The organism is Catenulispora sp. EB89 (genome assembly GCF_041261445.1).
Classification (GTDB): Bacteria; Actinomycetota; Actinomycetes; order Streptomycetales; family Catenulisporaceae; genus Catenulispora.
The window spans coordinates 311,456-333,781 of the sequence record NZ_JBGCCU010000001.1 but is presented as its reverse complement, the minus strand read 5'-3'; the positions used below and the strand labels follow the sequence as shown (position 1 = coordinate 333,781).

At 68.0% G+C, this 22,326-nt stretch carries 23 protein-coding genes; 12 read left to right on the top strand and 11 right to left on the bottom strand.

Features of this window, described 5'->3' with window-relative positions:
* Positions 1 to 62 precede the first annotated feature (62 nt).
* Positions 63 to 650: a hypothetical protein gene (locus tag ABH920_RS01580; RefSeq protein ID WP_370345926.1), complete on the bottom strand. Its 588-nt coding sequence runs from the start codon at positions 648 to 650 to the stop codon at positions 63 to 65.
* 99 nt (positions 651 to 749) lie between these two features.
* Positions 750 to 1,418, bottom strand: coding sequence for a recombinase family protein (locus ABH920_RS01575; RefSeq protein ID WP_370345924.1), 669 nt, complete (start codon positions 1,416 to 1,418; stop codon positions 750 to 752).
* A 226-nt stretch (positions 1,419 to 1,644) separates the two neighbouring features.
* Between ABH920_RS01575 and ABH920_RS01570 the strand changes: the two genes are divergently transcribed.
* Complete coding sequence (locus ABH920_RS01570; RefSeq protein ID WP_370345922.1) at positions 1,645 to 3,675, top strand: cell wall-binding repeat-containing protein; 2,031 nt, start codon at positions 1,645 to 1,647, stop codon at positions 3,673 to 3,675.
* An 843-nt stretch (positions 3,676 to 4,518) separates the two neighbouring features.
* Here the strand turns inward: ABH920_RS01570 and ABH920_RS01565 are convergent.
* Both ABH920_RS01565 and ABH920_RS01560 read right to left on the bottom strand, forming a co-directional pair.
* Positions 4,519 to 6,780, bottom strand: coding sequence for an Ig-like domain-containing protein (locus tag ABH920_RS01565; RefSeq protein ID WP_370345920.1), 2,262 nt, complete (start codon positions 6,778 to 6,780; stop codon positions 4,519 to 4,521).
* A gap of 19 nt (positions 6,781 to 6,799) precedes the next feature.
* Positions 6,800 to 7,168, bottom strand: coding sequence for a hypothetical protein (locus tag ABH920_RS01560; protein ID WP_370345918.1), 369 nt, complete (start codon positions 7,166 to 7,168; stop codon positions 6,800 to 6,802).
* Between the two features lie 555 nt (positions 7,169 to 7,723).
* Here ABH920_RS01560 and ABH920_RS01555 point away from each other — a divergent pair.
* Positions 7,724 to 8,716: a LuxR C-terminal-related transcriptional regulator gene (locus tag ABH920_RS01555; RefSeq protein WP_370345916.1), complete on the top strand. Its 993-nt coding sequence runs from the start codon at positions 7,724 to 7,726 to the stop codon at positions 8,714 to 8,716.
* A gap of 60 nt (positions 8,717 to 8,776) precedes the next feature.
* Here the strand turns inward: ABH920_RS01555 and ABH920_RS01550 are convergent, their stop codons facing one another.
* Genes ABH920_RS01550 through ABH920_RS01540 form a run of 3 tightly spaced genes read right to left on the bottom strand, consistent with a single transcriptional unit; the run spans position 8,777 to position 10,784 of the window.
* A complete protein-coding gene (locus ABH920_RS01550; RefSeq protein ID WP_370345914.1) occupies positions 8,777 to 9,433 on the bottom strand; it encodes a class I SAM-dependent methyltransferase in 657 nt (218 codons plus the stop codon).
* 11 nt (positions 9,434 to 9,444) lie between these two features.
* Positions 9,445 to 10,245, bottom strand: coding sequence for a DsbA family protein (locus ABH920_RS01545; RefSeq protein ID WP_370345912.1), 801 nt, complete (start codon positions 10,243 to 10,245; stop codon positions 9,445 to 9,447).
* Positions 10,242 to 10,784: a SigE family RNA polymerase sigma factor gene (locus ABH920_RS01540; RefSeq protein WP_370345910.1), complete on the bottom strand. Its 543-nt coding sequence runs from the start codon at positions 10,782 to 10,784 to the stop codon at positions 10,242 to 10,244. Before ABH920_RS01540 ends, ABH920_RS01545 begins: the two co-directional genes overlap by 4 nt.
* Positions 10,785 to 10,983: 199 nt before the next feature.
* On the opposite strand from ABH920_RS01540, the gene ABH920_RS01535 reads away from it, so the two are divergent.
* Genes ABH920_RS01535 through ABH920_RS01515 form a run of 5 tightly spaced genes read left to right on the top strand, consistent with a single transcriptional unit; the run spans position 10,984 to position 14,110 of the window.
* Positions 10,984 to 11,403: a DUF4260 family protein gene (locus ABH920_RS01535; RefSeq protein WP_370345908.1), complete on the top strand. Its 420-nt coding sequence runs from the start codon at positions 10,984 to 10,986 to the stop codon at positions 11,401 to 11,403.
* Entirely contained in the window at positions 11,396 to 11,926 is a 531-nt protein-coding gene (locus tag ABH920_RS01530) for a TetR/AcrR family transcriptional regulator (protein ID WP_370345906.1), read from the top strand. Before ABH920_RS01535 ends, ABH920_RS01530 begins: the two co-directional genes overlap by 8 nt.
* 51 nt (positions 11,927 to 11,977) lie before the next feature.
* On the top strand, positions 11,978 to 12,928 hold the full coding sequence (locus ABH920_RS01525) for a Gfo/Idh/MocA family protein (protein WP_370345904.1): 951 nt from the start codon (positions 11,978 to 11,980) through the stop codon (positions 12,926 to 12,928).
* A gap of 47 nt (positions 12,929 to 12,975) precedes the next feature.
* The gene (locus ABH920_RS01520; protein ID WP_370345903.1) at positions 12,976 to 13,620 is read left to right on the top strand and encodes a LysE family translocator; all 645 of its coding nucleotides are present in this window, start codon (positions 12,976 to 12,978) and stop codon (positions 13,618 to 13,620) included.
* Between the two features lie 16 nt (positions 13,621 to 13,636).
* Positions 13,637 to 14,110, top strand: a complete 474-nt coding sequence (locus ABH920_RS01515; protein ID WP_370345901.1) for an N-acetyltransferase family protein — start codon at positions 13,637 to 13,639, stop codon at positions 14,108 to 14,110.
* Here ABH920_RS01515 and ABH920_RS01510 read toward each other — a convergent pair.
* Positions 14,090 to 14,830, bottom strand: a complete 741-nt coding sequence (locus ABH920_RS01510) for a tyrosine-protein phosphatase (protein WP_370345899.1) — start codon at positions 14,828 to 14,830, stop codon at positions 14,090 to 14,092. The genes ABH920_RS01515 and ABH920_RS01510 overlap by 21 nt on opposite strands.
* A gap of 28 nt (positions 14,831 to 14,858) precedes the next feature.
* Entirely contained in the window at positions 14,859 to 15,269 is a 411-nt protein-coding gene (locus ABH920_RS01505; protein ID WP_370345897.1) for a winged helix-turn-helix transcriptional regulator, read from the bottom strand.
* Between the two features lie 146 nt (positions 15,270 to 15,415).
* On the opposite strand from ABH920_RS01505, the gene ABH920_RS01500 reads away from it, so the two are divergent.
* A complete protein-coding gene (locus ABH920_RS01500) occupies positions 15,416 to 16,279 on the top strand; it encodes an SDR family oxidoreductase (protein WP_370345895.1) in 864 nt (287 codons plus the stop codon).
* Positions 16,280 to 16,345: 66 nt separating this feature from the next.
* Here the strand turns inward: ABH920_RS01500 and ABH920_RS01495 are convergent, their stop codons facing one another.
* Positions 16,346 to 17,980, bottom strand: coding sequence for an MFS transporter (locus tag ABH920_RS01495; RefSeq protein ID WP_370345893.1), 1,635 nt, complete (start codon positions 17,978 to 17,980; stop codon positions 16,346 to 16,348).
* A gap of 95 nt (positions 17,981 to 18,075) precedes the next feature.
* Here ABH920_RS01495 and ABH920_RS01490 point away from each other — a divergent pair, with 95 nt between their 5' ends.
* Entirely contained in the window at positions 18,076 to 18,678 is a 603-nt protein-coding gene (locus tag ABH920_RS01490; protein WP_370345891.1) for a TetR/AcrR family transcriptional regulator, read from the top strand.
* A gap of 27 nt (positions 18,679 to 18,705) precedes the next feature.
* Here the strand turns inward: ABH920_RS01490 and ABH920_RS01485 are convergent, their stop codons facing one another.
* On the bottom strand, positions 18,706 to 19,302 hold the full coding sequence (locus tag ABH920_RS01485) for a TMEM165/GDT1 family protein (protein WP_370345889.1): 597 nt from the start codon (positions 19,300 to 19,302) through the stop codon (positions 18,706 to 18,708).
* A 201-nt stretch (positions 19,303 to 19,503) separates the two neighbouring features.
* Here ABH920_RS01485 and ABH920_RS01480 point away from each other — a divergent pair, with 201 nt between their 5' ends.
* The 3 genes from ABH920_RS01480 to ABH920_RS01470 all read left to right on the top strand — a co-directional run bounded on the left by ABH920_RS01480 (position 19,504) and on the right by ABH920_RS01470 (position 22,264).
* Positions 19,504 to 20,370, top strand: coding sequence for a helix-turn-helix domain-containing protein (locus ABH920_RS01480; protein WP_370345887.1), 867 nt, complete (start codon positions 19,504 to 19,506; stop codon positions 20,368 to 20,370).
* Positions 20,371 to 20,541: 171 nt separating this feature from the next.
* Positions 20,542 to 21,411, top strand: coding sequence for a Scr1 family TA system antitoxin-like transcriptional regulator (locus ABH920_RS01475; protein ID WP_194913278.1), 870 nt, complete (start codon positions 20,542 to 20,544; stop codon positions 21,409 to 21,411).
* Between the two features lie 100 nt (positions 21,412 to 21,511).
* Positions 21,512 to 22,264 carry an ATP-binding protein gene (locus ABH920_RS01470; protein ID WP_370345885.1) on the top strand — a complete coding sequence of 251 codons (753 nt, stop codon included), beginning with the start codon at positions 21,512 to 21,514 and terminating at the stop codon, positions 22,262 to 22,264.
* Positions 22,265 to 22,326: the final 62 nt, after the last annotated feature.

Genomic DNA, 22,326 nt, shown 5'->3' with positions numbered 1-22,326 from the left:
AATGTTGGACGGTCTCGTTTTTCGGCCGCCGCCGAGGTGCTACTCGGTGGCGGCCTTCGTGCTCATCCGGCCACCCAGACCTCCTCGGCCGACGCGGCCGCCGGCTGTCCCTGAACAGAGTCGCGATCCTGAGCCCCCGGCGGGATGAACGAGCCATCGGCGAGGCGAACCGCCTTGCCTTGGGCAACCAAGCGGTTCAGCACGGCTCGAGCGCTCTCGCGCTGCGAACGGTCCACTCCGAGTCCGTAGCGCTCGGCGACGTCCCGAGCCACGATCGGGCGCTCCTTGGCGACAGTGGTCAGCAACTCCTCAGCGATCTGTTGCCGCGAAGGCCCGCGAAGCAGTCCAACAGATTGGGGCGGTACCGGCAGCCGCCCGGCGTGCCCGCCCATCACCCTGTCAATGGGTTGTTCAGCATGGACGTTCACCGAATAGGATGTCGAGACAACGCTGGAATCGCCCTGCTCCTGCTGTCGCCGAACAAGCTCTGTTTCCAGCCACGCGGCCAGCTGCGTGCGCGGCTCAAGTTCAGCGCGCACTCCAGCCAGCTCCGTCTCCAACTGTCCAGCCCGGTTCGCCAGCGGCTGGATCTCGTCTCTGATCCCGCGCAGCGTCAACCGCAAGCCGTTGAGCATCTCCGTCGAACTCATGCTAATAATTGCCCCTCTATGCCAAATATGGGCAAAGGCTATGAGGCAGTCAGGCATATCTCAAGTATCTGATGGTTTAAGCAACGGCGTGTCGTGTGATCAGACGCCCTTTGGCTGCCGTGGGACAGTCGTGGCGCGGTCGAGGTGGCCGTATACGGTCGAGCGGGGAACGCCGAAGAGGTCTGCAATCTGCTGAACGGTCTTCTCCCGGGCGTCGTAGAGCTGCTGGACAACCGAGGCCTGGTCGGGGGTGAGCCGGGGTCGCCGGCCCCCGACGCGGCCGCGAGCCCGCGCGGCGGCCAGCCCATCGTTGGTGTTGGCGACGATCAGCTCGCGCTGCAGCTCGGCCAGGACGGACAGCATCCCGAACATCGCGCGGCCCTCGGCCGTCCCAGTATCGATGCCCTGCTCGATCACGTGCAGCCCGACACCGCGCCCACGCAGCTCCGCACCGAGAGTGATCAGGTGCAGAACCGATCGGGACAACCGATCCAGCCGGGTGACCTTCAAGGTGTCGCCTTCGCGCAGCAGCTGAAGAACCAAATCCAGCTTCGGCCGCGACGACTTCGCACCGCTCGCGACATCCAAATGGATGTTCTCCGGCGCCACACCGGCTCGCAGCAGGGCGTCCGCCTGGTGGACCGGATTCTGATCTGGAGTCGAGACCCGCGCGTAACCGATGAGCACGTGCCGAAAACTACCCGCCCGACCGTTCATCGACGTTGATTCGCGGCACGTGTTGCCGACACTCGCGACCTGCGGCGACATCGTAGACGCCGCGGTGTCGACAAACGTTCGTTTACCGACACACCGTTTCAAGGCAGCATTCGAAACGCGGGGCCGCCAGGCTCTGTGGAGTCTGGCTGCGACAGATGCGGACTCCCACTCTGGAGGTCTCGTGAGAACACTGCGACCTAATGACTCATCAGCCTTCGAACAGGTGTAGGGTCGCCACGCTCTAGCGACAACGCGCATTTCATAAGGGGAGAAACGAATGCGTCCACGACGGCTGACTACAGCGAGCCGCACCGCGATCCTGGGAACTCTGGCCTGCGGCGTGTCCGTCGCCGGCATGTCCCCGGCTTCGGCAGCACCAACCGCCGCTCCACTGCTGACTGGCCAAGTCGTCTTCGCGTACAACCCAAGCCCGAATACGAACGTTACGGATGGCATCGCTGTCGCCAATCCAGATGGATCCGGATTGAAGGCCATCCCTCTGAGCGGACCCGGGCTCCTCACCTACGGCCGGATCGCTCAGGTCAAGGTGTCCCCTGATGGCAGGCACCTGTCATTCCTCGAGAGCAACACCTCCAACCCGGAGGGCCAGGTGCTGGTCGTTGCGGACAGCGACGGATCCAATGCGACAGCCGTTCCCGTACCAGCCCTGGGCAGCGGCGACACCGTCACCTTCGACGGGTATCAGTGGAGCCCCGACAGTTCTTGGCTCTACGTCCACGACATGGACCAGCACACAGGCACCATGTACCTGAGCCGGATCCACCCGGACGGCACCGGCCTGCAGCGGCTCACGCAAGCCCCCGGACTTCCGTTCTCTGTCGCCGAACAGACGGGAGAGATCGGCTGGGGTACCAACGGTCCAGGTTCCTACACCATCTTCAACCCCGCGACCAACGCCACCCGAACTGTTCCAGTCCAGTGGTTCGACAGTTGCGAGTCACTGTCTCCTGATGGCAAGTTCCTCGCCATCCTTCAGGGCGGCTCGGGGCACGTCAGCCAGATCGTTGTCAGGCCCACAGACGGTTCGCCGGAATGGATCGCGCAATCCACTGCCGTCTACGACAACTCCGTCAACGGTCTCGCCGACAACCAGCCGCAGTGGTCCCCAAACGAGTCCCAACTGCTCTTCCATAGCGCCACGCTGGGACAAACCGTCGGTTCTAGTTCCGGTGGCAACTCCGCCGACGCACAAATCCCTGCCAGCGGAGCCTCCAGGGGGATCGGCGGGTGGGTTCCCCTCCCAGCCGGAACCCCTTTGAATCCGCCCACCGCAACTTCACAGACACCGACGCCCACCCCCGTACCGAACCCCGTCCCAACCCCGGCTTCCGCCGGACCGAAGGTCTATCGTGACGCCGGCTCCGATCGGATCGGCACCGGGATCGCCATTTCTCAGCAGCGCTGGACGGCCAGCGGATCGGCGAAGGCCGTGGTGCTCGCCACCAGCCTGAATTACCCCGACGCGCTGTCCGGCGGGCCGCTGGCCGCGAAGAAGGGCGGCCCGCTGCTGCTGACTGACGGCTCAGCCACCCATCTCGATCCGCGGGTCTTGGCTGAGATCCAGCGGGTCCTGCCCCACGGCGGTGCCATCCACGTGCTCGGTGGCGACAGCGCGATGAACCCCGCCATCGTCAGCCAGCTCAAGTCCTTGGGCTATGCGGTGACGCAGTACAAGGGAGTCAACCGCGCGGACACCGCGCTGCGGGTGGCGCGTGACGGCATGGGCTCGCCCCAGCACGTAGTGCTGGCCACCGGTGCCGGATTCGCCGACGCCCTGGCGGCTGGCCCCTACGCCGCTGGCCCGTTCGCAGTCGCCCCCGGCGCCCCGGCAGCGATCGTCCTGTCCGACGGTGCCAACCTCGACCCCGCCACCGCGGCGTTCCTGAAGGGCAAGACCGTGGCGACCGTCGGCGCCCAGGCCGGTCACGCCTGGCCAGCCGCGGCGAAGTCGTTCTCGGGTCTGGACCGGTTCGACACCGCGGCACTGGTCGCGCGGCAGTTCACCGGCGTGTTCGCGACCACCCAGGTCGGCATCGCCAACGGCGTTGCATCGGCCACCAACCCCGGCTACCCCGACGCTCTGACCGGTGGAACGTTCATGGCTGAGTCCGATGGGCCGATCGTTCTGGTCGACGGCATCAACAGCAAAGTCCCCACCGAGTCGGCCTCCGTCCTCGGTGCTCGCACGGGCAACATCCGCGCCGACATCTTCGGCGGCACCAGCATCATCACGCCGAGCCTGGCAGCATCCATCGTGAAACTGCTCCACGGCACCGCACAATTCTAACGTCCAGCCCCAAGCAAGTCTCGGGCCAGCCACCAGCCGGCCCGAGACACCGGGAAACGATCACCCTTAGCCCGGGAACCAAGCCCCAGTCACGAGCTGCGAGACCAGCTCAAGACAGTTTCGTCGGTACCCCACTTGTGGTTAACCCCTAAAGTGGCCCGGTTGTGGTGACGCAAGTCGCTGCAAGCCGGGTCTCTTGCTTTGTCTGGACGTGGCAACGACGGCCTGCCGAAGCACCAGAAGGCCACGCGGCAGGCCGCTTCTTGTTCGCCAGGGCAGGCTGCCTCAAACCACCCGGATCTTCATATGAGTTAGTAGCGGCTTGTCAGGCTGCTCGAAGCGCATCGGGCGGATGGATCCGGCCTGTCGGCGTCCACGCTTTCAAGGTTGTGACCCGTCGCGGTGCCGGACGTCTTCGTGGTCTGCCGGACTGCGGGTCGGGCAGTGCGTCGGCCCAGGCCACAATCTTCCGTTTGTCGGCATGGGCGAGTTGGAAGGCGAGCAGGATCGCCTGGGCAGCGATGCCGACCTGGTCAACGCGGTAATCGAACACTGCTTTGTAGCCGAGTGCCTTGATGGGGAGCTGGAAACCTGCTGGGTCGCTGTACAACGTCTGCCAGTGCCCTGGTCGCGTGCTCCCCTGGGTCGGCTCCTGGCCGACCCAGGGGCGGGTAGCGGCGGCTGACCTGAACCCCGGCCAGAGATGTCGCGGGCGACGGTCTTCGTGTATCGCAGACCTTCGCAGCCGGACGCTGTGAAGGAGCCGCGACCGAAACGCCGCGTCCTGCGGCTCCAGAGAGCCGCAGGACGCGAAGTTATGTGGTCACGGCCACTGGAATCTGGCTACATGACGGGAACGCTCGCTCCGGAGGTCAGGTCGTAGTCGTTCCAGGTCCCGCCGGCCTTGGCGTACGAGTCGTACAGGTGACCGTCCGCACCACGGGTGAACACATTCATCGTCCCCGAGGTGTCAACGGTGACGGACGGCTCGTTGACGATCGTCGGGGCGCCGGCCTGTGCTGTGAGGTCGTAGTCATTCCAGGTCCCACCGGCCTTGGCGTACGAGTCATACAGGTGACCGTCCGCGCCACGGGCGAACACGTTCATCGTCCCCGAAGTGTCCACCGTCACCGCAGGATTGTTCGTGATGGTCGGAGCGCCAGCCTGAGCAGTCAGGTCGTAGTCGTTCCAGGTCCCACCGGACTTGGCGTACGAGTCATACAGGTGACCGTCCGCACCACGAGTGAACACGTTCATCGTCCCCGAAGTGTCCACCGTCACCGCAGGGTTGTTCGTGATGGTCGGAGCACCGGCCTGTGCTGTGAGGTCGTAGTCGTTCCAGGTCCCGCCGGCCTTGGCGTACGAGTCGTACAGGTGACCGTCCGCACCACGGGTGAACACATTCATCGTCGCGGAGCTGTCCACCGTCACCGCAGGGTTGTTCGTGATGGTCGGGGCGCCGCCCTGAGCAGTCAGGTCGAAATCGTTCCACACTGCGCCAGCCTGAGCGTAGGTGTCGTACAGGTGACCGTCCGCACCACGAGTGAACACGTTCATCGTCCCGGAGCTGTCCACCGTCACCGCGGGATCCGTCCCGATCGTTGGAGCTCCGCCCTGAGCAGTCAGGTCGAAGTCGTTCCACGCTGCTCCCGCAGCGGCGTAGGTGTCGTAAAGATGGCCGTTCGCGCCACGACTGAACACGTTCAGAACACCAGACGAGTCGACCACCGCAGCCGGAGCGCCCGAAATCGCCGGCGCACCTCCATATTTAGTCAGATCGTAGAGGTTCCACGCGCCGCCCGGCATTGCATAGCTGTCGTACAGGTGGCCGTCGGCACCGCGGCTGAACACGTGCATCTGACCGTTGGCATCTCCGACCTTGGTCGAGGTGGCGTCAGATGCACTGGGGGTAATCACGCCCACATCACGCCGAGAGTCTTCTACATCCGTCTTGACTGTTGAAGAGACCGGAGAAGTGGCACTGCCATTGCTAGCCGTTGCGGTGATGGAATGCAATCCGTTAGGCACAGCCGCCGAGTCCCACTCCAGCGAGAAGTCCGGTCCCGAGGTAGACGTTCCGACGACGGCTCCGTCAACACTGTACGTAACAGAGTTTGCACCCGGGGCAGAAGCGGTCATCGCCACAACGCCTGTGGCGATGCCGGATGGGCTCGATACCGAAGGCGCGGGAGGCGCAGCGGGAGCGTTGTTAATCGTGATGTTGTAGCCGGCTGACGTACCGATTTGCCCGTTGAGGCTCGCCGAAGCGATCACCTGGTAGGTGCCATTCGGCAGGGACTTCGGGTCAAAACTCCAGGTGTGGTGCGGGGTTCCCGGAGTCCCAGCCACTGCAGGAGAGTAGAGCTTGTCGACACCGTTCTGCTGCACGTGGAAGTAGAAGTAGTCTGCGCCAGGGGACGCGGTGCCGGTTAGCGTCACCGCCGAATTGGTGACAGATGCACTGTCGACAGTGGTGGTCGGAGGGCTGGCGGGATTGCTGAGCTGGTCGTTGTTGTACCGATAGACCTTGTAGCCCTCGCCGATCAGGTATTTGGTGCTCCAGGCATAGAGTCCTGCACTCTGTGAGGTAGGAACACCCGTATGGGATTCAGAGTCAATCACCGCTGACGTATGCGAGGAGTCGGTCCAGCCGGCGAACAGCACCACATGCTCGCCGGTGAGGACGAGCGCGTCGCCGGGCTGGATCGTGTCCAGGCTCCCGGCGTTCTTCAGGCTGCTGACGGTACCGAGGTACTTCGAGATGGACGGGTCGTCCAGACCGGGCGGAGCGTAGGTGACTGGCGGGCTCCACTTCATGTGCCAGGCCATCGCCACGAATCCGGCACAGTCCTCACGGTAGGTGCCGTCTCCGGACGGGCTGGCATACCAACCGCCCTGGTCGTATGGAACGCCTGCGGCAATCCAGTTGTATGCCCGGGCGATCATCATGCAAGGGGATATGACACCGCCCTTGCTGGATGTATCGGCGCATGCTGCCGCACCATCGGCATGCGCAGGCGATGTGGCCAGAAGCGTAACGCTCAGCGCTGCGGTCATCGAACCGGCGGCTATCGAGGCGGACAGCCGACGCCGGATGTTCTTCATGATCTATTTCACTCTCTCGTTATCGACTGCGGTGGTGGTCGTTACCGAATTGCGGAAGGAAATCGCGCAAGTGCGGGACCTGCTCGGTCTGCACAGCGTCGTAGTGGGTCCCAAGCGGGATCCGGGTGGCGGTCCAGCCGGCCAGCGCTGGTGCGGCATCGATGGCGCGGCGGCACAGTCGCAGCGCGATGTCGGCGACCGTCTCGGCCTCGGATCCGATGTGGAACAGTGCGAGGTCGATGGCGGTCGGGGTCGGGCCGTGCCGGGCGCGGATGTGTTCGAGACCGTCGGCGGGGACCGCTGCGGCCCACAGGATGTCGGCGACGATCTCAGGGCTCGGGGTGCTGATTCGGGCATCAGGCCCTGGGCACAGGCGGAGGAGGGCCATGTCCACGTCAGCCGCCGCAGGACATGCAAGGCATTCCGTCTGCGTGTACTGCGGCTGCCGCCTGTACCACGGCACCGGTCCCGGCTGCGGTGGCCGTGGCATGTGCGGTGTGCACGGCTGGTGCGATCGAGGCGGTGGCCAGAATGGCAGGGATCAGCAGGCGGCGGGTGATGCGGGCGGTTTTGGACATGGCGGTATCCCCAATCGGCACAGGAGTCGGTGATCGTGTTCGGGCCGGAGATTCCGGTCCGATGCGTCCTCCGGTGGCGATCCGGGCTGGCAAGAAGAACTCTTCCAAGTCCTGACCTGCACTGGAAGGGAATGCCGGTGGCACCAAGGTGCGTGGCACCTTGGTGCCAATCCCTGTGCAGGCAGACGCGGCGCACCTGGACGGAGCGCCGCCCGATCGGCCGAGGAGAATTCGGCTATGTGCCCTTCCTGGCCGGGGTGACGGCCTGGGCTGATCTCTGCTCAGGGCCCCGCGGCCGGTGACTGCGGTGCGGGGCGAACAACACACCAGGGGGGTGGGCAATGGCCGCAGGCGCAGCTATCGAGGTGTCCACTTTGCTGACCTTGGGCCTGGAGGAGCAGCTGGCACAGCTGTGGACGGCCATGGCCGCCGCCCCCGGCGCCGGCGTGGCCGACCTGGCCCAGATCCTGGGGCTCGACGAGTCGCAAGCCCGTGAGCGCTTGGACGCCCTGGCCGACCGAGCCCTGGTCCGCACCTCCCAGCAGCACCCCGAACTGCTGCTACCGATCACCGCCGAGGCGGCTCTGGCCCAGCTGCTACGCCTCCAGGAAGCCGAACTTGCCGAGCAGCAACGCCGCATCCAGGCCCAGCGCGATCAGATCGCCAGGACTGTCACCGCGCGCCTGGACGACGACGGCCGCGATCCGGCCAGCCAGATCGAGGAGGTCATCGGCGCCGACGCGATCCATGCCCGGTTCGAGCAGATCGCCCTGCGCACCACTACGACCGTCGACTCCCTGGTACCGGCCACCACCCTGCCGGCGCGGATGCTCGCCGACGCCTGGCCGCTGGATGCCGATCTGCTGCGCAGGGGCGTGGCGGCACGATCGCTGTATCTGGAGGCTGTCCGCAACGATGCACACCTGGCCGACTACGCCCGCGACCTGGCATCCGCCGGCGCCCAGGTCCGAACCAGTCCGACCCTCCCGCAGCGGCTGTTCATCTCCGACCGGCGGATCGCGGTCGTTCCCCTGGACCCGACCGTCCGTGGCCGAGGCACCGCCGTCGTCACCGCGCCCGGTGTCATCGCCAGCCTGCTGGAGCTGTTCGAGACGGTATGGCGCAACGCAGCCCCGCTGGACGTCGGCAAGCCCGTCGATGCCCATACCGGCTTGTCCGACACCGAACGCACCCTGCTCAACCTGCTCGCCGACGGCGCCACCGACGAGACCGCAGCCAAGAAGCTCGGGATCTCCCTGCGCACCGTCCGCCGCATCATGGCCGACCTCATGCAGCGCCTCGACGCCGGATTACGCTTCGAAGCCGGGATGAAGGCCGCCAAACGCGGCTGGCTATGACCGGGAAACCATCACCGTGAACGCGGGAAGCGCTGCGCTAACAACGTCGCGCCTCGCAGGTCAGAGCAGTTTCGCCAGCACCCACTGCCATGTCTCGCGCCCCAGCGGCGTCTCCGTACTCACGAGCTCGTCGACCAGCGGGACGAAGCCGGCCTCGGCGAGGTGGCGGGTGTTCGTCGCGGGGTCGTGGCTGGCGAAGAACATGGGGACGCCGAGCCAGGGCTCGACGTCGTCGGCCGAGCCGCCGCGGCCGAAGGAGGCCAGCAGGAGTCCGCCGGGCCGCAGCCACCGGCCGATCCGGGCCAGCAGCGGCTGCTGCTCGGCGCGGGGGACGTGGTTGAAGCTGTAGAAGGCAGCGACGGCGTCGAACGAGGCCTCGGGCAGCTCCAGTTGTGTCATGTCGGCTTTCCGGAAGCCGGCGCGCGGCACCCGCTGCGCGGCGAGCGCCAGCTGGCCGGCGGAGATGTCCACGCCGAGTACGTCAAAACGTTGAGCCAGCAGGACTGTGGCGGGCACGCCGGCGCCGCATCCGAGTTCGAGCACGCCGGCGCCGCATCCGAGTTCGAGCACGCGGGCGCCGTCGGCGAGGTGGTTCGCCAGTTCGCCGACGAAGCGGACCCTCGGGTCGTCGGGCACGGCTTCGCCGAACGTGGACAAGTACTCCTCGGCCATGGCGTCGTATCCGGACTCGATGATCGCCTTCGGATCAGAGCTCACGGGCCGTCAAACTAGTCCGACGCGATGATCTGCGACAACCAGGTATTGACCGTCGCCGCCAGATCCTCGCCCTGCGCGAGCGGCCCGCTCCACTGCTTTCCGCCGGCGTTCACGCAGGGCACGCCGGGGCAATGCACGGTGTTGATGGCGGTGTCGAAGTTGTGCTTGATCCCCGCCGCATAGGGCTGATCGTCCACACACTTCTCAAAGGCCGGTGTGTCCAGACCCGGAATCGCGCGGGCGATGTCGATGAGTTGTGCCGGCGACTGGAAGGAGTCGGCGGCCTCGACCGGTTGATGGGCGTACACCGCGTCGCGGTAGGCGTAGAAGGCGCCGTGCTCGGCGGCGCACAGCACGGCGTTGCCAGCCGTCACGGATCCGGTGCCCCGCACTGTGTCGTTCCGGTCGATGAGGTCTGTCGGCCGGTACTCGATCTGGATCTTTCCGGCGGCGGCGTCCTGCTGGAGCACAGAGTCGAGGCTCGCGTTGAACTCCTTGCACACCGGGCAGCGGTAGTCCTCGTACAGCACCACCTTGGTCTTCGCCGACGCCGGACCCATCGTGACCACGGCGTCCGCCGCGGCCGCGGTCTGCGCGGAGCCGCCTGCGGTTCCGGGTCCCAGCGACGTGCCCACCAGCACCGCCGCGGCGACGACCCCGAGGACCCCGGAGCCGGTCAGCCCGTTCCGCCACCGGAGCGAGGACCGCCCCTTGCGGAGGATCGTGTCGGTCGGCGGCGCGGCGACGCGTGCCGCCACCGCGGTGCCGGTCATGACGTCCCGCAGGCCGTTCTCCCACGACTCCTGTGTCATGTCCGTGCTCCCCTCATCGCCGCCGCCGGGTCCTGAAACGGGCTCAGCCCCGCCAGCCCCGCGTCGGTCCGCAGCTTCGCCAGCGCCCGCGAGGCCTGGCTCTTGACGGTGCCGACGGAGCAGCCGAGCAGAGCGGCCACCTCGCCCTCCGCCAAGTCCTCCCAGTACCGCAGGACCACGATCGCGCGCTGGCGGGGCGGCAGCCCGGCGAGCGCCGCGAACAGCACGTCCCGCTCCTCGACCCCGCTGCCGGCGTCCGGCGGCGCCTGGGGCTCCGGGAGTGTGGCGACGCTGAGCTCGACCGGCCGCTTGGCCCGGAACCGGCTCCGGTTGGCGTTGATCAGGATCTTGCGCACGTAGGCGTCGACGTCGTCGACCCGGCGGACCCGGTGCCAGGACCGGTACGCCTTGATCAGGGTGGTCTGCGCGAGGTCCTCGGCGTGCCCGAGGTCCCCGGTGAGCAGGTACGCCGTCCGCACCAGGCCCGGCCAGCGCGCAGCCGTGAAGCGACGGAACTCGTCTTCGTCCTCGGACCGCATCCGGTACCCCCTTCCGCAGCACAAACCACGGAGTCTCCAGAACAGGTTGCATCGCGGGGGCATGTCTATGTGGCGGCCGTGCCGACGACTCCCGTTGACAGGCTAATGCCGTTAGCCTACGGTGAAGCTAACAACGTTAGCCGCAGCGCCGGGCGCACCGTCAGGCGCGGCGCACGATGGCGACAGACTGGGGACCGCTATGACCACCCTCGAATCCGCTGCGACGACCGACCACCGTTTCCCGTCCGCCGCGCGCCGGACCGGCTGGGCCGCCTGGGCCGTGTTCCTCACCGCCTTCGCGATCCTGGAGGGCGTGAACCACGGCGCGGGCAGCTGGCTGGCGCTCGTCGGCGGCCTGATCGCCCCCGACCTGTCGTTCTTCGCGGCGGCCGGGTCGCACGAGCCGGTGCGCCAGGGGCAACTGCCGCGCAAGGCCGTCCCCTTCTACAACACCGCGCACCGCACCTGGATCCCGTTCGTCCTGGCCGTGGCGTACTCCGTGTCCCCGGTTCAGGTCCCCGCGCTGTTCACGTTCCTGCTGGCCTGGATGCTGCACATCGCGATCGACCGCGTCGCCGGCTACAACCTGCGCACCAAGGAAGGCTTCATCCGTGGCTGAGACATCCCCCGGAGCGCTCACCGAGCGGCAGCGGCAGATCGCCGAGGCCGCTCGCGCGTTGCTGGACGCCGAAGGCCCTGACGGTCTGACCATGCGCCGGGTGGCCGACGCTCTGGGGATCAAAGCGCCGTCGCTCTATAAGCACGTCCCGGACAAGACCGCGCTGGAAGCCCTCGTGGTCGCCGACGGATTCCTTGAGTACGCAGGAGCGCTGGAAGCCGCGATCGCCGACTCCAACGATCCGCTGGCGGCACTCGCCAGGACGTATCGCGAGTACGCAGTCGCGCACCCGCATCTCTACCGACTCATGAACTACCGGCCCCTCCGAAGGGATCTCCTTCCGGAAGGACTGGAGGAGCGCGCCGCACTGCCGCTGCTCAAGGTGATCGGACACGACGCACCCAAGGCCCGAGCCCTGTGGGCCTTCGCGCACGGCATGGTGAGCCTGGAGATCGACGGCCGGTTTCCTTCCGACGCCGACATCCCGGCCGCATGGAGCGCCGGACTGGCCACGTTCGCATAAAGATCCAGACACCGCGGAACAACGGGCCCGCCGCCGCGGTTCCCTGCGATCATGACCGATCTCCCGCTCCACCTCGGTGTCATCGGCCTCGGGGCCATGGGTGCCGAGATGCTCGCCGTCGCCACGGCCCATCCGGACGTCACCGTCGGACTCGCTGCGGATCCTCATGGCGCCGCTATAGAGCGCGCACGTATAGCGAATCCCGCAGTGGCCTTCACGGACGACCCGATGGCCGTCATCGCCAGCACCGCCATCGACGCCGTCTACATAGCAGCGCCTCCCACTACGCACGCGCGCTATGCGATCGCCGCCATGAACGCGGGCAAGGCGGTCTTCTGCGAGAAGCCCTTGGCCGTGGATCTGGCAGAGGGCGAGGAGATGGTGAACGTCGCCGCCGCCACAGGTCTGGTCAACGCACTCAACTACACGCTCTCCGATCGAAGCGCCGCAGTGGAAGTCCTCCGTGCGGTCCGCGCAGGGGAAGCCGGGGACGTCCTCGGAGTAGACATCCAGTTGCTCTTCCCGGAGTGGCCCAGGAAGTTCCAGAAGGACGCCCGCTGGGTCGCCGGCCGCGAGCAAGGCGGCTTCCTGCGCGAAGTCGGTTCCCACTATGTGTTCCTCACGGACCGCGTCGTGGGTCCGCTCACCACAGTCCACACAGAGGTCTCCTACGGAGAAGACGGAGAGACCACCGCGACCGGACTGTTCTCTGCGAATGGGATCCCCGTCCGCCTGGCGGGAAACGTCGCAGCCGGACCGGAGACCTACGCCTGGACCCTCTACGGCTCCCGCCGCTCCTACCGGATCACTTCATGGGGCGACCTCTCCGTGGGTGACGCGAGCGGCTGGAATCCGGTCGAGCTCACCGGACCGCAGGGCGGCGAGGACACCCGCCTCGGAGAGTTCGTCGGCGCGGTCCGCGGCCGGCCGTCGACGTTGGCCGACTTCGCCGCGGGACTGCGCGTGCAGCGGGCCATCGAGGCGTTCCACGCAGCGGTCTAGGACGAAATCCGTTTGCCGCCGCCCCCGCGCGTGCGGACGATGAGCAGATGCTGGCAACCCTGCTGCCCTTCCTCCTCGCCTGCACGGCGGTCGCCGCGGTTCCCGGACAGAGCACGGCGCTGATCATCCGCCAGTCGATCCGGGGCGGGAAGCGCGCCGGGATCGCGACCGTCCTCGGCAACGAGAGCGGAGTCTTCGTCTGGGGATGTGCCGCCGCCTTCGGCTTCACCGCCCTGCTGGCGGCCTCCCAGATCGCCTATGACGGGATGCGCGTCGTCGGCGCCTGCGTCCTGGTGTGGTTCGCCGTCCAGTCCTTCCGCTCCGCCCGCCGGATGAAGGGGGAGGACGGCGCCGAGGAACCCGACGCGGCCGACGGCGACGCACGGACCCGGGGACCGCTGTGGTCCTACCGCGCCGGACTCCTGACGAACCTGGCCAACCCGAAGGCCGCGATCTTCGCGATGTCGTTCCTGCCGCAGTTCGTCCCGGCGCACGCCCCGAAGCTCGTGACGATGGTCCTGCTGGCCGCCGCCTGGGCCGTGTACGAGGTCTTCTACTACTCGCTCTATGTGTGGTGCGTCCAGCGGCTGCGCACGTTCTTCAGCCGCCGCACGGTGCGCCGCCGCATGGAGCAGATCTCCGGAACCGTCATGCTCGGCCTGGCGGTCCGGATGGTCGTAGAGAACAGCTGACGGGTATCACCCGGACATGACCGACATCGAGATCCGCCCGGCGACCCTGGACGATCTGGACGGCCTCACCCACGACAGCGCCGACCTGTTCGCGGAGGACGGCCTGACGCGGGATCGGCTGCGCGACCCGGATTGGCCGCGGGACAACAATCGCACCTGGTGCGCCGGCCTCATCGCCGCTCCAGACGCCCTGGTACTTGTCGCTACAGAAGAGAGCAGAGTAGTCGGGCACCTGATCGGCACGTTCAGTCCGGCATCCTCTATGTGGACCGCGGCGCGCGCCGAACTGGTCAGCACACATGTGGCGCCGCCCTATAGAGGACAAGGGATCGGCGGCCGTCTGGTCGAGGACTTCATCTCCTGGGGACGAGAACGCGGCGCCGTACGCCTCCACGTCTCCGCCTACACGGCGAACAGCGCCGCGATCCGCTTCTATCAGCGCTACGGCTTCGTCCCGATGTCGATCGACCTAGCCCTCGACATCGACTAGCTTCGCCTTCAACGCGGCGACCAGACCGTCGTCGACACCAAGTTCCTGCTCTGCGTAACCCTCTACAGAGCCGTAGCGGGACTTCAGGTCAGCGATGAACAGCTCCATCGGCTCCTTAGGAGCGCGCGCGTAGGCGGACCAGGTGAGTTCCCGGCCGGGGTAGAACGCCCTCCAGTCCGCGATCAACCGCTCGGTCGCCAACTCCGTCAGGGCGAAGTCCTCCAGGACGTCCTCCTCGGACACTCCGATCAGACTGAGGACGAGCATGGCGATGATGCCGGTCCGGTCCTTGCCGGAAGCGCAGTGGAAGACCGTGGTCCCGGACTCGGGATCGGCGATGGCCTCCAGGACTCCGCGGATCTCCTTGACGCCGTCCTGCGCGACTTCCATATAGCGATCCGCGAGGAAGCGCCACGGATCGAAGTCGTCCCCCAACGCACCCTGGTCGTAGGGCTGGTGCTCGATGCTCAGGTTGACGTAGCGCAGCCCCGGGAACTCCGGCACCCGGCCGGACTGCTCGATCTCCCACGGGTACCGCAGGTCCACGACCGTGGTGACGTCCAGCGCGAGGAAGCGCTCCACATCGGCGGACTCGCTCAGCTTCCGGAGGTTGTCCGACCGGTACAGCACGCCCCACCTGGTCGCGCGGCCGTCGGCGGTCGGATAGCCGCCGAGGTCACGGAAGTTGTGCAGGAGCTGGAATTCCACGTGTCGGGTCATGGGCCCCAGTGTGGATCACCGCGCCCGATTATGCGGAGGCGGCCTCGTCGTAGCGCACCTGCGCGGCCTCGACGTCCGGCATCCGGGTCTCCAGGAACGTCACCAGATCCTTCAGCAGGTTCGCGGTGTCCGTACCGAGCGCCGTCAGCCGGTACTCGACCTTCGGCGGCATCGTCGACTGCACCTCGCGGGCCACGAAACCGTCCCGTTCCAGGGCCTGCAGCCCCTGCGACAACATCTTCTCGCTGACGCCGTCGACCCGGCGGCGCAGCTCGTTGAACCGGACCGGGCCGTCCCGCAGCGCCATCATGATCAGCGTGCCCCAGCGGCCGGTCACGTGCTCCAGCGCGGGGCGCGACGGACAGCGCGCCTGCAGGACGTCGTAGGCCAGGTCGAGGGCGCGCTCTTCCGGATCGGCTGTCTCGGCGCGCGTACTCATGCCCTCCACGGTACCTCAGGCGCTTTCCGAGCGGAAGCACTGCACATCGGGTTGCACTTTCCAAAAGTTAGTGCCACTGTGGGGATCGCACTAACCACGGGAAAGCGCCCCGCCCCGGGGTCGCCGCCAGACCCTGAGGAGTCCTCATGACCATCGCCATCACCGCCGCCGGCGGCCACCTCGGCCGGCTCGTCGTCGAGGACCTGCTGGAGCGCGGCGTGCCCGCCGAGCAGATCCGCGCCGTCGTGCGCACCCCGGACAAGGCGCAGGACCTCGCCGACCGCGGCGTGCAGGTCGTGCGCGGCGACTACGCCGACGTCCCGGGCCTGACCGAGGCCCTGCGCGGCGCCGACAAGTGGGTCTTCATCTCCTCCAGCGGCTCCGACGAGGACCGCCTCAGCCAGCACCTGACCGCGATCCAGGCCGGCCGGGCGGCCGGCGTCGGGCACGTGATCTACACCTCGATCCCCAACGCCGAGACCAACCCGATCCCCTTCGCCTCGGTCCACAAGGACACCGAGGCCGCGATCAAGGAGTCCGGCCTGCCCTACACGTTCCTGCGGAACAACTGGTACTGGGAGAACCTGACCGCGAGCCTGCCGAACGCCATCGAGCACGGCGCGATCATCGGCTCGGTCGGCTCCGGCCTGACCGCGTTCGCCTCGCGCGCCGACTACGCCGCCGCGGCCGCGGTGGTCGCCACCACCGAGGGCCACGAGGGCGAGGTCTACGAGCTGACCGGCGACAAGGCCTACGGCTACGCCGAGATCGCCGCCGAGGTCTCGCGCCAGGCCGGCAAGGAGGTCACGGCCGTGAACCTGGACCCCGAGGAGTACCGGAAGACGCTGGCCGGCTTCGGGCTGCCGGACTTCCTGTCCAAGGGCCTCGCCGACGCCGACTCGAAGATCGCCGAGGGCGCGCTGGCCGACGTGACCGACACCCTTCGCACCCTGATCGGCCGTCCGACCACCACGGTCGCCGAGGCCGTCACGGACGCGCTCAAGGCCTGATCCTGCCGAAGGAAACGCAAGATCCGCCGGTCTCCCCCTCGGAGACCGGCGGACGTCTTTGTGCGCTCACACGGTTGCGGCGTAGTCGGGGGAGAGCTCAACGGATCCCTCCGCCTTGGCCTTCTTCTGGGACTTCTCCTTCTTCTCCTTCTTGGGAGCCGCCGGCAGAACCGGCTCGTTGCGCAGCGCTCGCAGGGCGAACACTCCGGTGAGCACCAGGACCACCGAGCCGGCCACGGCCGCGGTGTGCAGGCCCGAGGAGTAGGCGTCCCGCGCCGTGGTCAGCAGCGCGTGCGTGGCCGGGCCGGGGAACTGCCCGGCGACGGCGTCCGCGCCGCCGATGGTCTCGTGGCCAACCCGCACCGCCGCGTCCGGGACGCCGGCGGCCCCGACCGACGCCATCTTGTGGTGGTAGATCGCCGCGCCGACGCTGCCCAGCAGCGCCATCCCCAGCGAGCTGCCGAGCTCGGCACCGGTCTCGTTCAGCGCCGAGGCCGAACCGGCCCGCTCGGCCGGGGCCGCGGCCATCACCATGTTCCCGACGATGCTCTGCGCCGCCACCACGCCGCCGGCCGTGACACCCGCGCCGATCAGCAGCACGATGACCGGATTGCCCGGGTGGGCCAGGGTCAGCACCAGCGCGCCGGCGGCCGAGACCAGGAACGCGACCCCGATGATCCGGCCGGGGCGGATCCTGGTGGTGAGGCCGCCGGTGACGCCCATGCCCACGCTGATGAACGGCATCGCGGCCATCGACCACAGCGCCGCGGTGAACGGCCGCATCCCGGCCACCGACTGCAGGTACTGCGTGTTGAAGAGCCCGAAGCCCATGATGACGAAGTTGCCGCACAGGTTCGCCAGCATCGGCGCCCGGAAGCTCGGCTTGCGGAAGAGCTCCATGTCGATCAGCGGGTTCTTCGCGGTGTGCTGCCGGATCACGAAGGCGATGGCCAGCGCGACACCGAAGGCCAGCGCCCCGGCGGCAGTGGCACTGAAGCCGTCCACGGCCAGCTGCTTGATGCCGTAGACCGCCGGGAAGACCGCCGCCATCGACAGCACTGAGCCCAGGACGTCGAAGCGGTGGCCGGACTTCGAGGCCTTGTACTCCGGCAGCAGCAGCGGGCCCAGGATCAGCAACAGCGCCATCGCCGGCAGGTTGATCAGGAACACCGAACCCCACCAGAAGTGGTTCAGCAGCACGCCGCCGACGATCGGGCCCAGCGTCACGCCGCCGATCAGCCCGCCGGTCCACACCGAGATCGCGGTCTGCCGCTGCTTGGGGTCGTGGAACATGTTGCGGATCAAGGCCATCGTCGAGGGCATCAGCGTCGCACCGGCCACCCCAAGCAGGGCCCGGGCGCCGATCAGCGTCTCCGCGCTGCCGGAGTAGGCGGCGACCACCGAGGCCGCGCCGAACGCCGCCGCGCCGGTGAGGAGCAGCCGGCGCCGGCCGATCCGGTCACCGACGGCGCCCATCGTGATCAGCAGACCGGCCAGCGCGAAGCCGTAGGCGTCCATGATCCACAGCTGCTGGGTCGCGCTCGGCTTGAGGTCCGCGCTGATGAACGGCAGGCCGAACAGCAGCACCGACATGTCCATCGAGATGAGCAGGCACGGCAGGACCAGGACCGCGAGTCCTGTCCATTCCTTGCGGCCGGCCCGCGGGACCGGAGCGGTTTCAGCGTTCTGCGTCGTCGTCATGGGAGGACCGTACAACCGTCTTGGACGTTTGTGCAAGACTTTCGTTCAAGACTGCCGTACAAGACATTCGTCTAAGACTCGGGTAGACTCCGGCCATGAGCAACCGTGACGATCTCCTCGCCGGGGCCAAGAAGTGCCTGCTGGAGAAGGGCTACTCGCGCACCACCGCCCGGGACATCGCCCAGGCCTCCGGTGTGAGCCTGGCCGCCATCGGCTACCACTTCGGGTCCAAGGACGCGCTGATGAACCAGGCGATGTTCCAGGCCATCGGGGAGTGGGGCGACCACCTGGAGCAGGCCTTCGCCAAGGCCGGACCGGAACTGTCGGTCCAGGAGCGCTTCACCCGGGTCTTCGACGACGTCTCCGCGACGTTCGACCAGAACCAGTCGCTGTGGATGGCCAGCTTCGAGCTGATCATCGAGATCGACCACATCCCCGGAGCGCGCGAGATGTTCCGGAACGCACTTCCGGAAGCCCGCAAGGGCCTGGCGAACCTCATCCTCGGGATCCCGGAGGACGAGATTCCGCAGGACCTGGAGATGGGGGTCGGCGCGGTCCTGTACTCGCTGATGGCCGGACTGCTGATCCAGCGCTTCGCCGACACCGAGCGCACGCCGACCGGCGCGGATCTGGCGCGCGGGCTGCGTCAGCTCGCCGACGTCCTGGAGGCGCGCGACAAGGCGGCCGCAGCCTCCTGAGAAGGCCGCCGCCCGCCCCTCACCGGCTCAGCCGGCGACCGCCTGCCACAGGCTGACGCCGGCCAGCACGATCATCGCCAGCGCGGCCAGCCGGACGATCAGGTGCAGCGGCAGCACCTTGAGCAGCCCGCGGCCGCCGACGATGGCCAGCGCCCCGACGGACCACAGGCCGAGCGTGGCCCCCAGGCCGACGGCGAGCGGGTCGGAGTACTTCGCGGCCAGGTTCGCCGTCACGATCTGGGTCAGGTCCCCGAACTCGGCGACCATGATCACGCCGAACGCGGTCCCGGCGACCTTGGCGAACCCGGCGCCGGCCGCCAGCTCCGGGACTTCTTCGGCCTCTTCCTCGCCGGCCTCGCGCCCGTGGCTGCGCAGCATCAGCACCGCGCCGGCCAGGAACAGCGCGGCCACGATGCCCGCCAGCGGACGCCGCGGAATCAGCGTGAGCAGCGATCCGGCTGCCACCGCCAAGCTGACGTGCACCACGAAGGCTGCCGCCACCCCGGCGAAGACCCAGGACGGGCGGTATCTGGTCCCCAGGATCAGGGAGGCGATTGCGGTCTTGTCCGGCAGTTCGGCCAGGAACACCACCCCGAAGGCGGTGACGAGGGCGGCCGGACTCATGCGGCGCTCACGAGCGTCAAACTACAGCGAACCGGACCGGCGTGAAGGCCCTTCAGCGCGATGGATGAGCACTCCGTCCGGCGGTCTCCACGCCGGATATCCAAGATCGCATTGAATGATGGTAGCTCGACCGGGTGATAGACACGGCATTAGTCCCGGAAACCCTCCCAGATCCTCCGCGGTGGCGGCCACACTGTGGGAATGAGCCCAGCACGCAGCGTATTAGCTGAAGAACTCGGTCGGCGCCTGCGTCGGCACCGACTGGACCTCGGCTTGTCCGGCCTCGAAGTCGCCGCCCGCGCCGGTGTCACGCAACCCTCGGTGTCGAAGATCGAGCGCGGCATGATGCTTCCCTCCACCGAGGTTCTGGAGCGGGTGCTCGGCGTTCTGGGCCTCGGGGACGAGCACCGCACCGATCTGCGCGACCTGCTCACCCGCGCGGTCGACGACGCCGCCGACCGGCGCCGGCACGGCCGCGGCCTGGCGCTGCTGGACGCCATCGCCGAACGCGAGCGCAACACCACGGTCCTGCGGTCCTTCTCCACTTCGATGATCCCGCCCTTGCTGCAGACCGCCGACTACGCCCGCTACGCCGCCCGTCTGACGCCCTGGATGTCCGAACGCGAACTCGGTCGGGCCTCGGCGCTGCACCTGGAGCGCCAGGGCGTGCTGTTCGAACAAGGGCGCAGCTTCGAGTTCCTGCTGACCGAGAGCGCCCTGCGGCTGTGCCCGGGCCCGCCGACGCTGGCCGCGACCCAGGCCGACCGGCTGCGCGTGCTCTCGGCGCTGCCCGGCGTGCGGATCGGGATCGTGCCGGATTCGGCCGCGGTGTCCGAGGTGTTCCCGCTGTACGGATTCACGCTGCACGACGACGCCGCGGTGGCCGTCGAGACCTTCACCGGCGAACTGCTGCTGTCCCGCGCCGACGAGATCACCGCGCACGCCGCGGTGCTGGACGGCTACGCGGCCGGCGCCGATTTCGACCTGGAGACCGTCACCGGGCTTCTTACGAGTGACAGGCGTCAGCTGGCGTCTATCCCGGCGCCGGCCGGGGCAGGAACCGGCTGAGCCGGCGGGGCGCGAACCGCGCCGCGGGATCCGGGGCCGCCGGTCACCGCCGGGACGAAACGCACGTCGGGTCGTCGGCCCAGTCCAACACAATCCATACAGGTGACCGCCGGCTACTGATCCTGCCGGATCGGTCACCGATTCCTCACAAGTGGTGTAGAACCAATGGGTATGAGTGCGGTGCGAAGTCCATACGCGGCCAAGCTGGGCGGCCGGATCCGGCAGTTCCGGATGGAGCGCGCGCTGTCCAGCGGCGAGCTGGCGGCCGCCGCGGCTGTGACCTCCTCGGCGGTGTCCAAGGTCGAGCACGGCAAGATGGTCCCCAGCCGGGACGTGCTGGCCCGGATCGTCACCGCCCTGAACCTGCCGGCCGAGGAGCAGGAGAGCCTGTTCGACCTGCTCGGCCAGGCCGCCGCCGACGCCGCGAGCAACCGCGGCTACGGCAAGGGCCTGACACTGCTGAACCAGATCGCGGACCGCGAGCGGGTCTGCTCGGCGGTGTCCACGTTCTCGAACTCGATCATCCCGCGCCTGCTGCAGACCGCCGAGTACGCCCGCGACGCCAACCGGCTCACGCCCTGGCTGTCCGAGCGCGAGGTGGGCAAGGCCGCGATGACCCACACCGAGCGGCAGTCGGTGCTGTTCGAGGACGGCCGCGAGTTCACCTTCCTGATCACCGAGGGCGTGCTGCGCACCTGGCCCGGCGAGCTCACAGTGATGGCCGCGCAGTTCGACCGGCTGCGGCAGATGGCCGTCCATCCCGGGGTGCGGGTCGGGATCCTGCCGTGGACCTCGGCGATGCGCGGGCTGCCGATGGTCACCTTCACGCTGTACGACGACCGCGAGGTCGCCGTGGAGATGTTCACCGGCGAGCTGCTGATGGCGCAGCCTGACAAGGTGTCGACACACGTGGCGCAGTTCCGACGTTTCGAGGAGTCGGCTGTGTACGGTGAAGAGGCGATCGGACTCATCAATCGGGTGGAGATGGACCTCGCGCGGCTGCCCCCGCTAAACCTGGATGAGGAAGCGTCATCCAAATAAGGGAACTTCCTTGAAATGCCCTGAAAAGGGGCACCTCGGGGGCTAGCCTGGCTGACGGGAGGGTGGAACCGCCCCCTCCCCACCGTCCGGGAGGCCCCCATTGTCGTACTGGTCTCGTTCCTTCCCCGGGCTGGCCGAGAACCTCGCCGAGGTCCGCCAGTTCACGCAGATGGTGCTCGGCGACGCGCCGGGCGCGGACCTGGTGGTCCTGGCCGTCTCCGAACTGGCCGGCAACGCCATCGTGCACACCGCGAGCGGCGCGCCCGGCGGGCAGTTCGTGGTGCACCTCGCGGCCTTCGCGGACCGCTGGAAGGTGCGGGTCGACGACGAGGGCTCGCCGACCGTGCCGCACGTGGTGGTCGACGGCATAGACGAGGACGCCGAGTGGGACTGCGAGTCCGGGCGCGGGCTGGCGATGGTCGCGGCGATCTCGGAGAAGTGGGGCGTGCTGGGCGACGACTGCGCGCGGGCGGTGTGGGCCGAGATCCCGTATCCGGTCCAGACGACCGGAATCGACGCGGTGATGTCCGGCGGGATGCTGGACGCCCTGGAGTCGGTGGCGCGAGCTCTGGACGCCGAGGACGACGACGGCGGCGGCGCGAAGGACGACCCGGCATATCAGGGTATTCCCTCGCCTCCTCAGGTCCCCGCGGCCCGCTGGCCCGGCCGGGTGCCCTTCGATCCCGCGCGGGCCGAACGGCTCCGGCAGCAGGCCAGCCACGCCGCCTTCATGCGCGCGCTGGCCGAGAACGCGTACGCCGAAACGCTCGGGCCGCGGCCGCTTCCGTTCTGGCCGCCGTTCCCGAATCCGCTTGCGCTCCAAGGATCTTCGTCGGCAGGCGAGGGGCAATAGGACGAGGTCACGCGGCGTGGGGCCGGGATTGTCAGTGGCGTGAGAGACGATAATAGCCACCA

Coding starts and splice junctions, on each gene's coding strand:
- ABH920_RS01580 (WP_370345926.1), bottom strand. CDS start 650: ATGAGTTCGACGGAGATGCTCAACGGCTTGCGGTTGACGCTGCGCGGG.
- ABH920_RS01575 (WP_370345924.1), bottom strand. CDS start 1,418: ATGTCGCCGCAGGTCGCGAGTGTCGGCAACACGTGCCGCGAATCAACG.
- ABH920_RS01570 (WP_370345922.1), top strand. CDS start 1,645: ATGCGTCCACGACGGCTGACTACAGCGAGCCGCACCGCGATCCTGGGA.
- ABH920_RS01565 (WP_370345920.1), bottom strand. CDS start 6,780: ATGAAGAACATCCGGCGTCGGCTGTCCGCCTCGATAGCCGCCGGTTCG.
- ABH920_RS01560 (WP_370345918.1), bottom strand. CDS start 7,168: ATGGCCCTCCTCCGCCTGTGCCCAGGGCCTGATGCCCGAATCAGCACC.
- ABH920_RS01545 (WP_370345912.1), bottom strand. CDS start 10,245: ATGACACAGGAGTCGTGGGAGAACGGCCTGCGGGACGTCATGACCGGC.
- ABH920_RS01540 (WP_370345910.1), bottom strand. CDS start 10,784: ATGCGGTCCGAGGACGAAGACGAGTTCCGTCGCTTCACGGCTGCGCGC.
- ABH920_RS01535 (WP_370345908.1), top strand. CDS start 10,984: ATGACCACCCTCGAATCCGCTGCGACGACCGACCACCGTTTCCCGTCC.
- ABH920_RS01525 (WP_370345904.1), top strand. CDS start 11,978: ATGACCGATCTCCCGCTCCACCTCGGTGTCATCGGCCTCGGGGCCATG.
- ABH920_RS01520 (WP_370345903.1), top strand. CDS start 12,976: ATGCTGGCAACCCTGCTGCCCTTCCTCCTCGCCTGCACGGCGGTCGCC.
- ABH920_RS01515 (WP_370345901.1), top strand. CDS start 13,637: ATGACCGACATCGAGATCCGCCCGGCGACCCTGGACGATCTGGACGGC.
- ABH920_RS01510 (WP_370345899.1), bottom strand. CDS start 14,830: ATGACCCGACACGTGGAATTCCAGCTCCTGCACAACTTCCGTGACCTC.
- ABH920_RS01505 (WP_370345897.1), bottom strand. CDS start 15,269: ATGAGTACGCGCGCCGAGACAGCCGATCCGGAAGAGCGCGCCCTCGAC.
- ABH920_RS01500 (WP_370345895.1), top strand. CDS start 15,416: ATGACCATCGCCATCACCGCCGCCGGCGGCCACCTCGGCCGGCTCGTC.
- ABH920_RS01495 (WP_370345893.1), bottom strand. CDS start 17,980: ATGACGACGACGCAGAACGCTGAAACCGCTCCGGTCCCGCGGGCCGGC.
- ABH920_RS01490 (WP_370345891.1), top strand. CDS start 18,076: ATGAGCAACCGTGACGATCTCCTCGCCGGGGCCAAGAAGTGCCTGCTG.
- ABH920_RS01485 (WP_370345889.1), bottom strand. CDS start 19,302: ATGAGTCCGGCCGCCCTCGTCACCGCCTTCGGGGTGGTGTTCCTGGCC.
- ABH920_RS01480 (WP_370345887.1), top strand. CDS start 19,504: ATGAGCCCAGCACGCAGCGTATTAGCTGAAGAACTCGGTCGGCGCCTG.
- ABH920_RS01475 (WP_194913278.1), top strand. CDS start 20,542: ATGAGTGCGGTGCGAAGTCCATACGCGGCCAAGCTGGGCGGCCGGATC.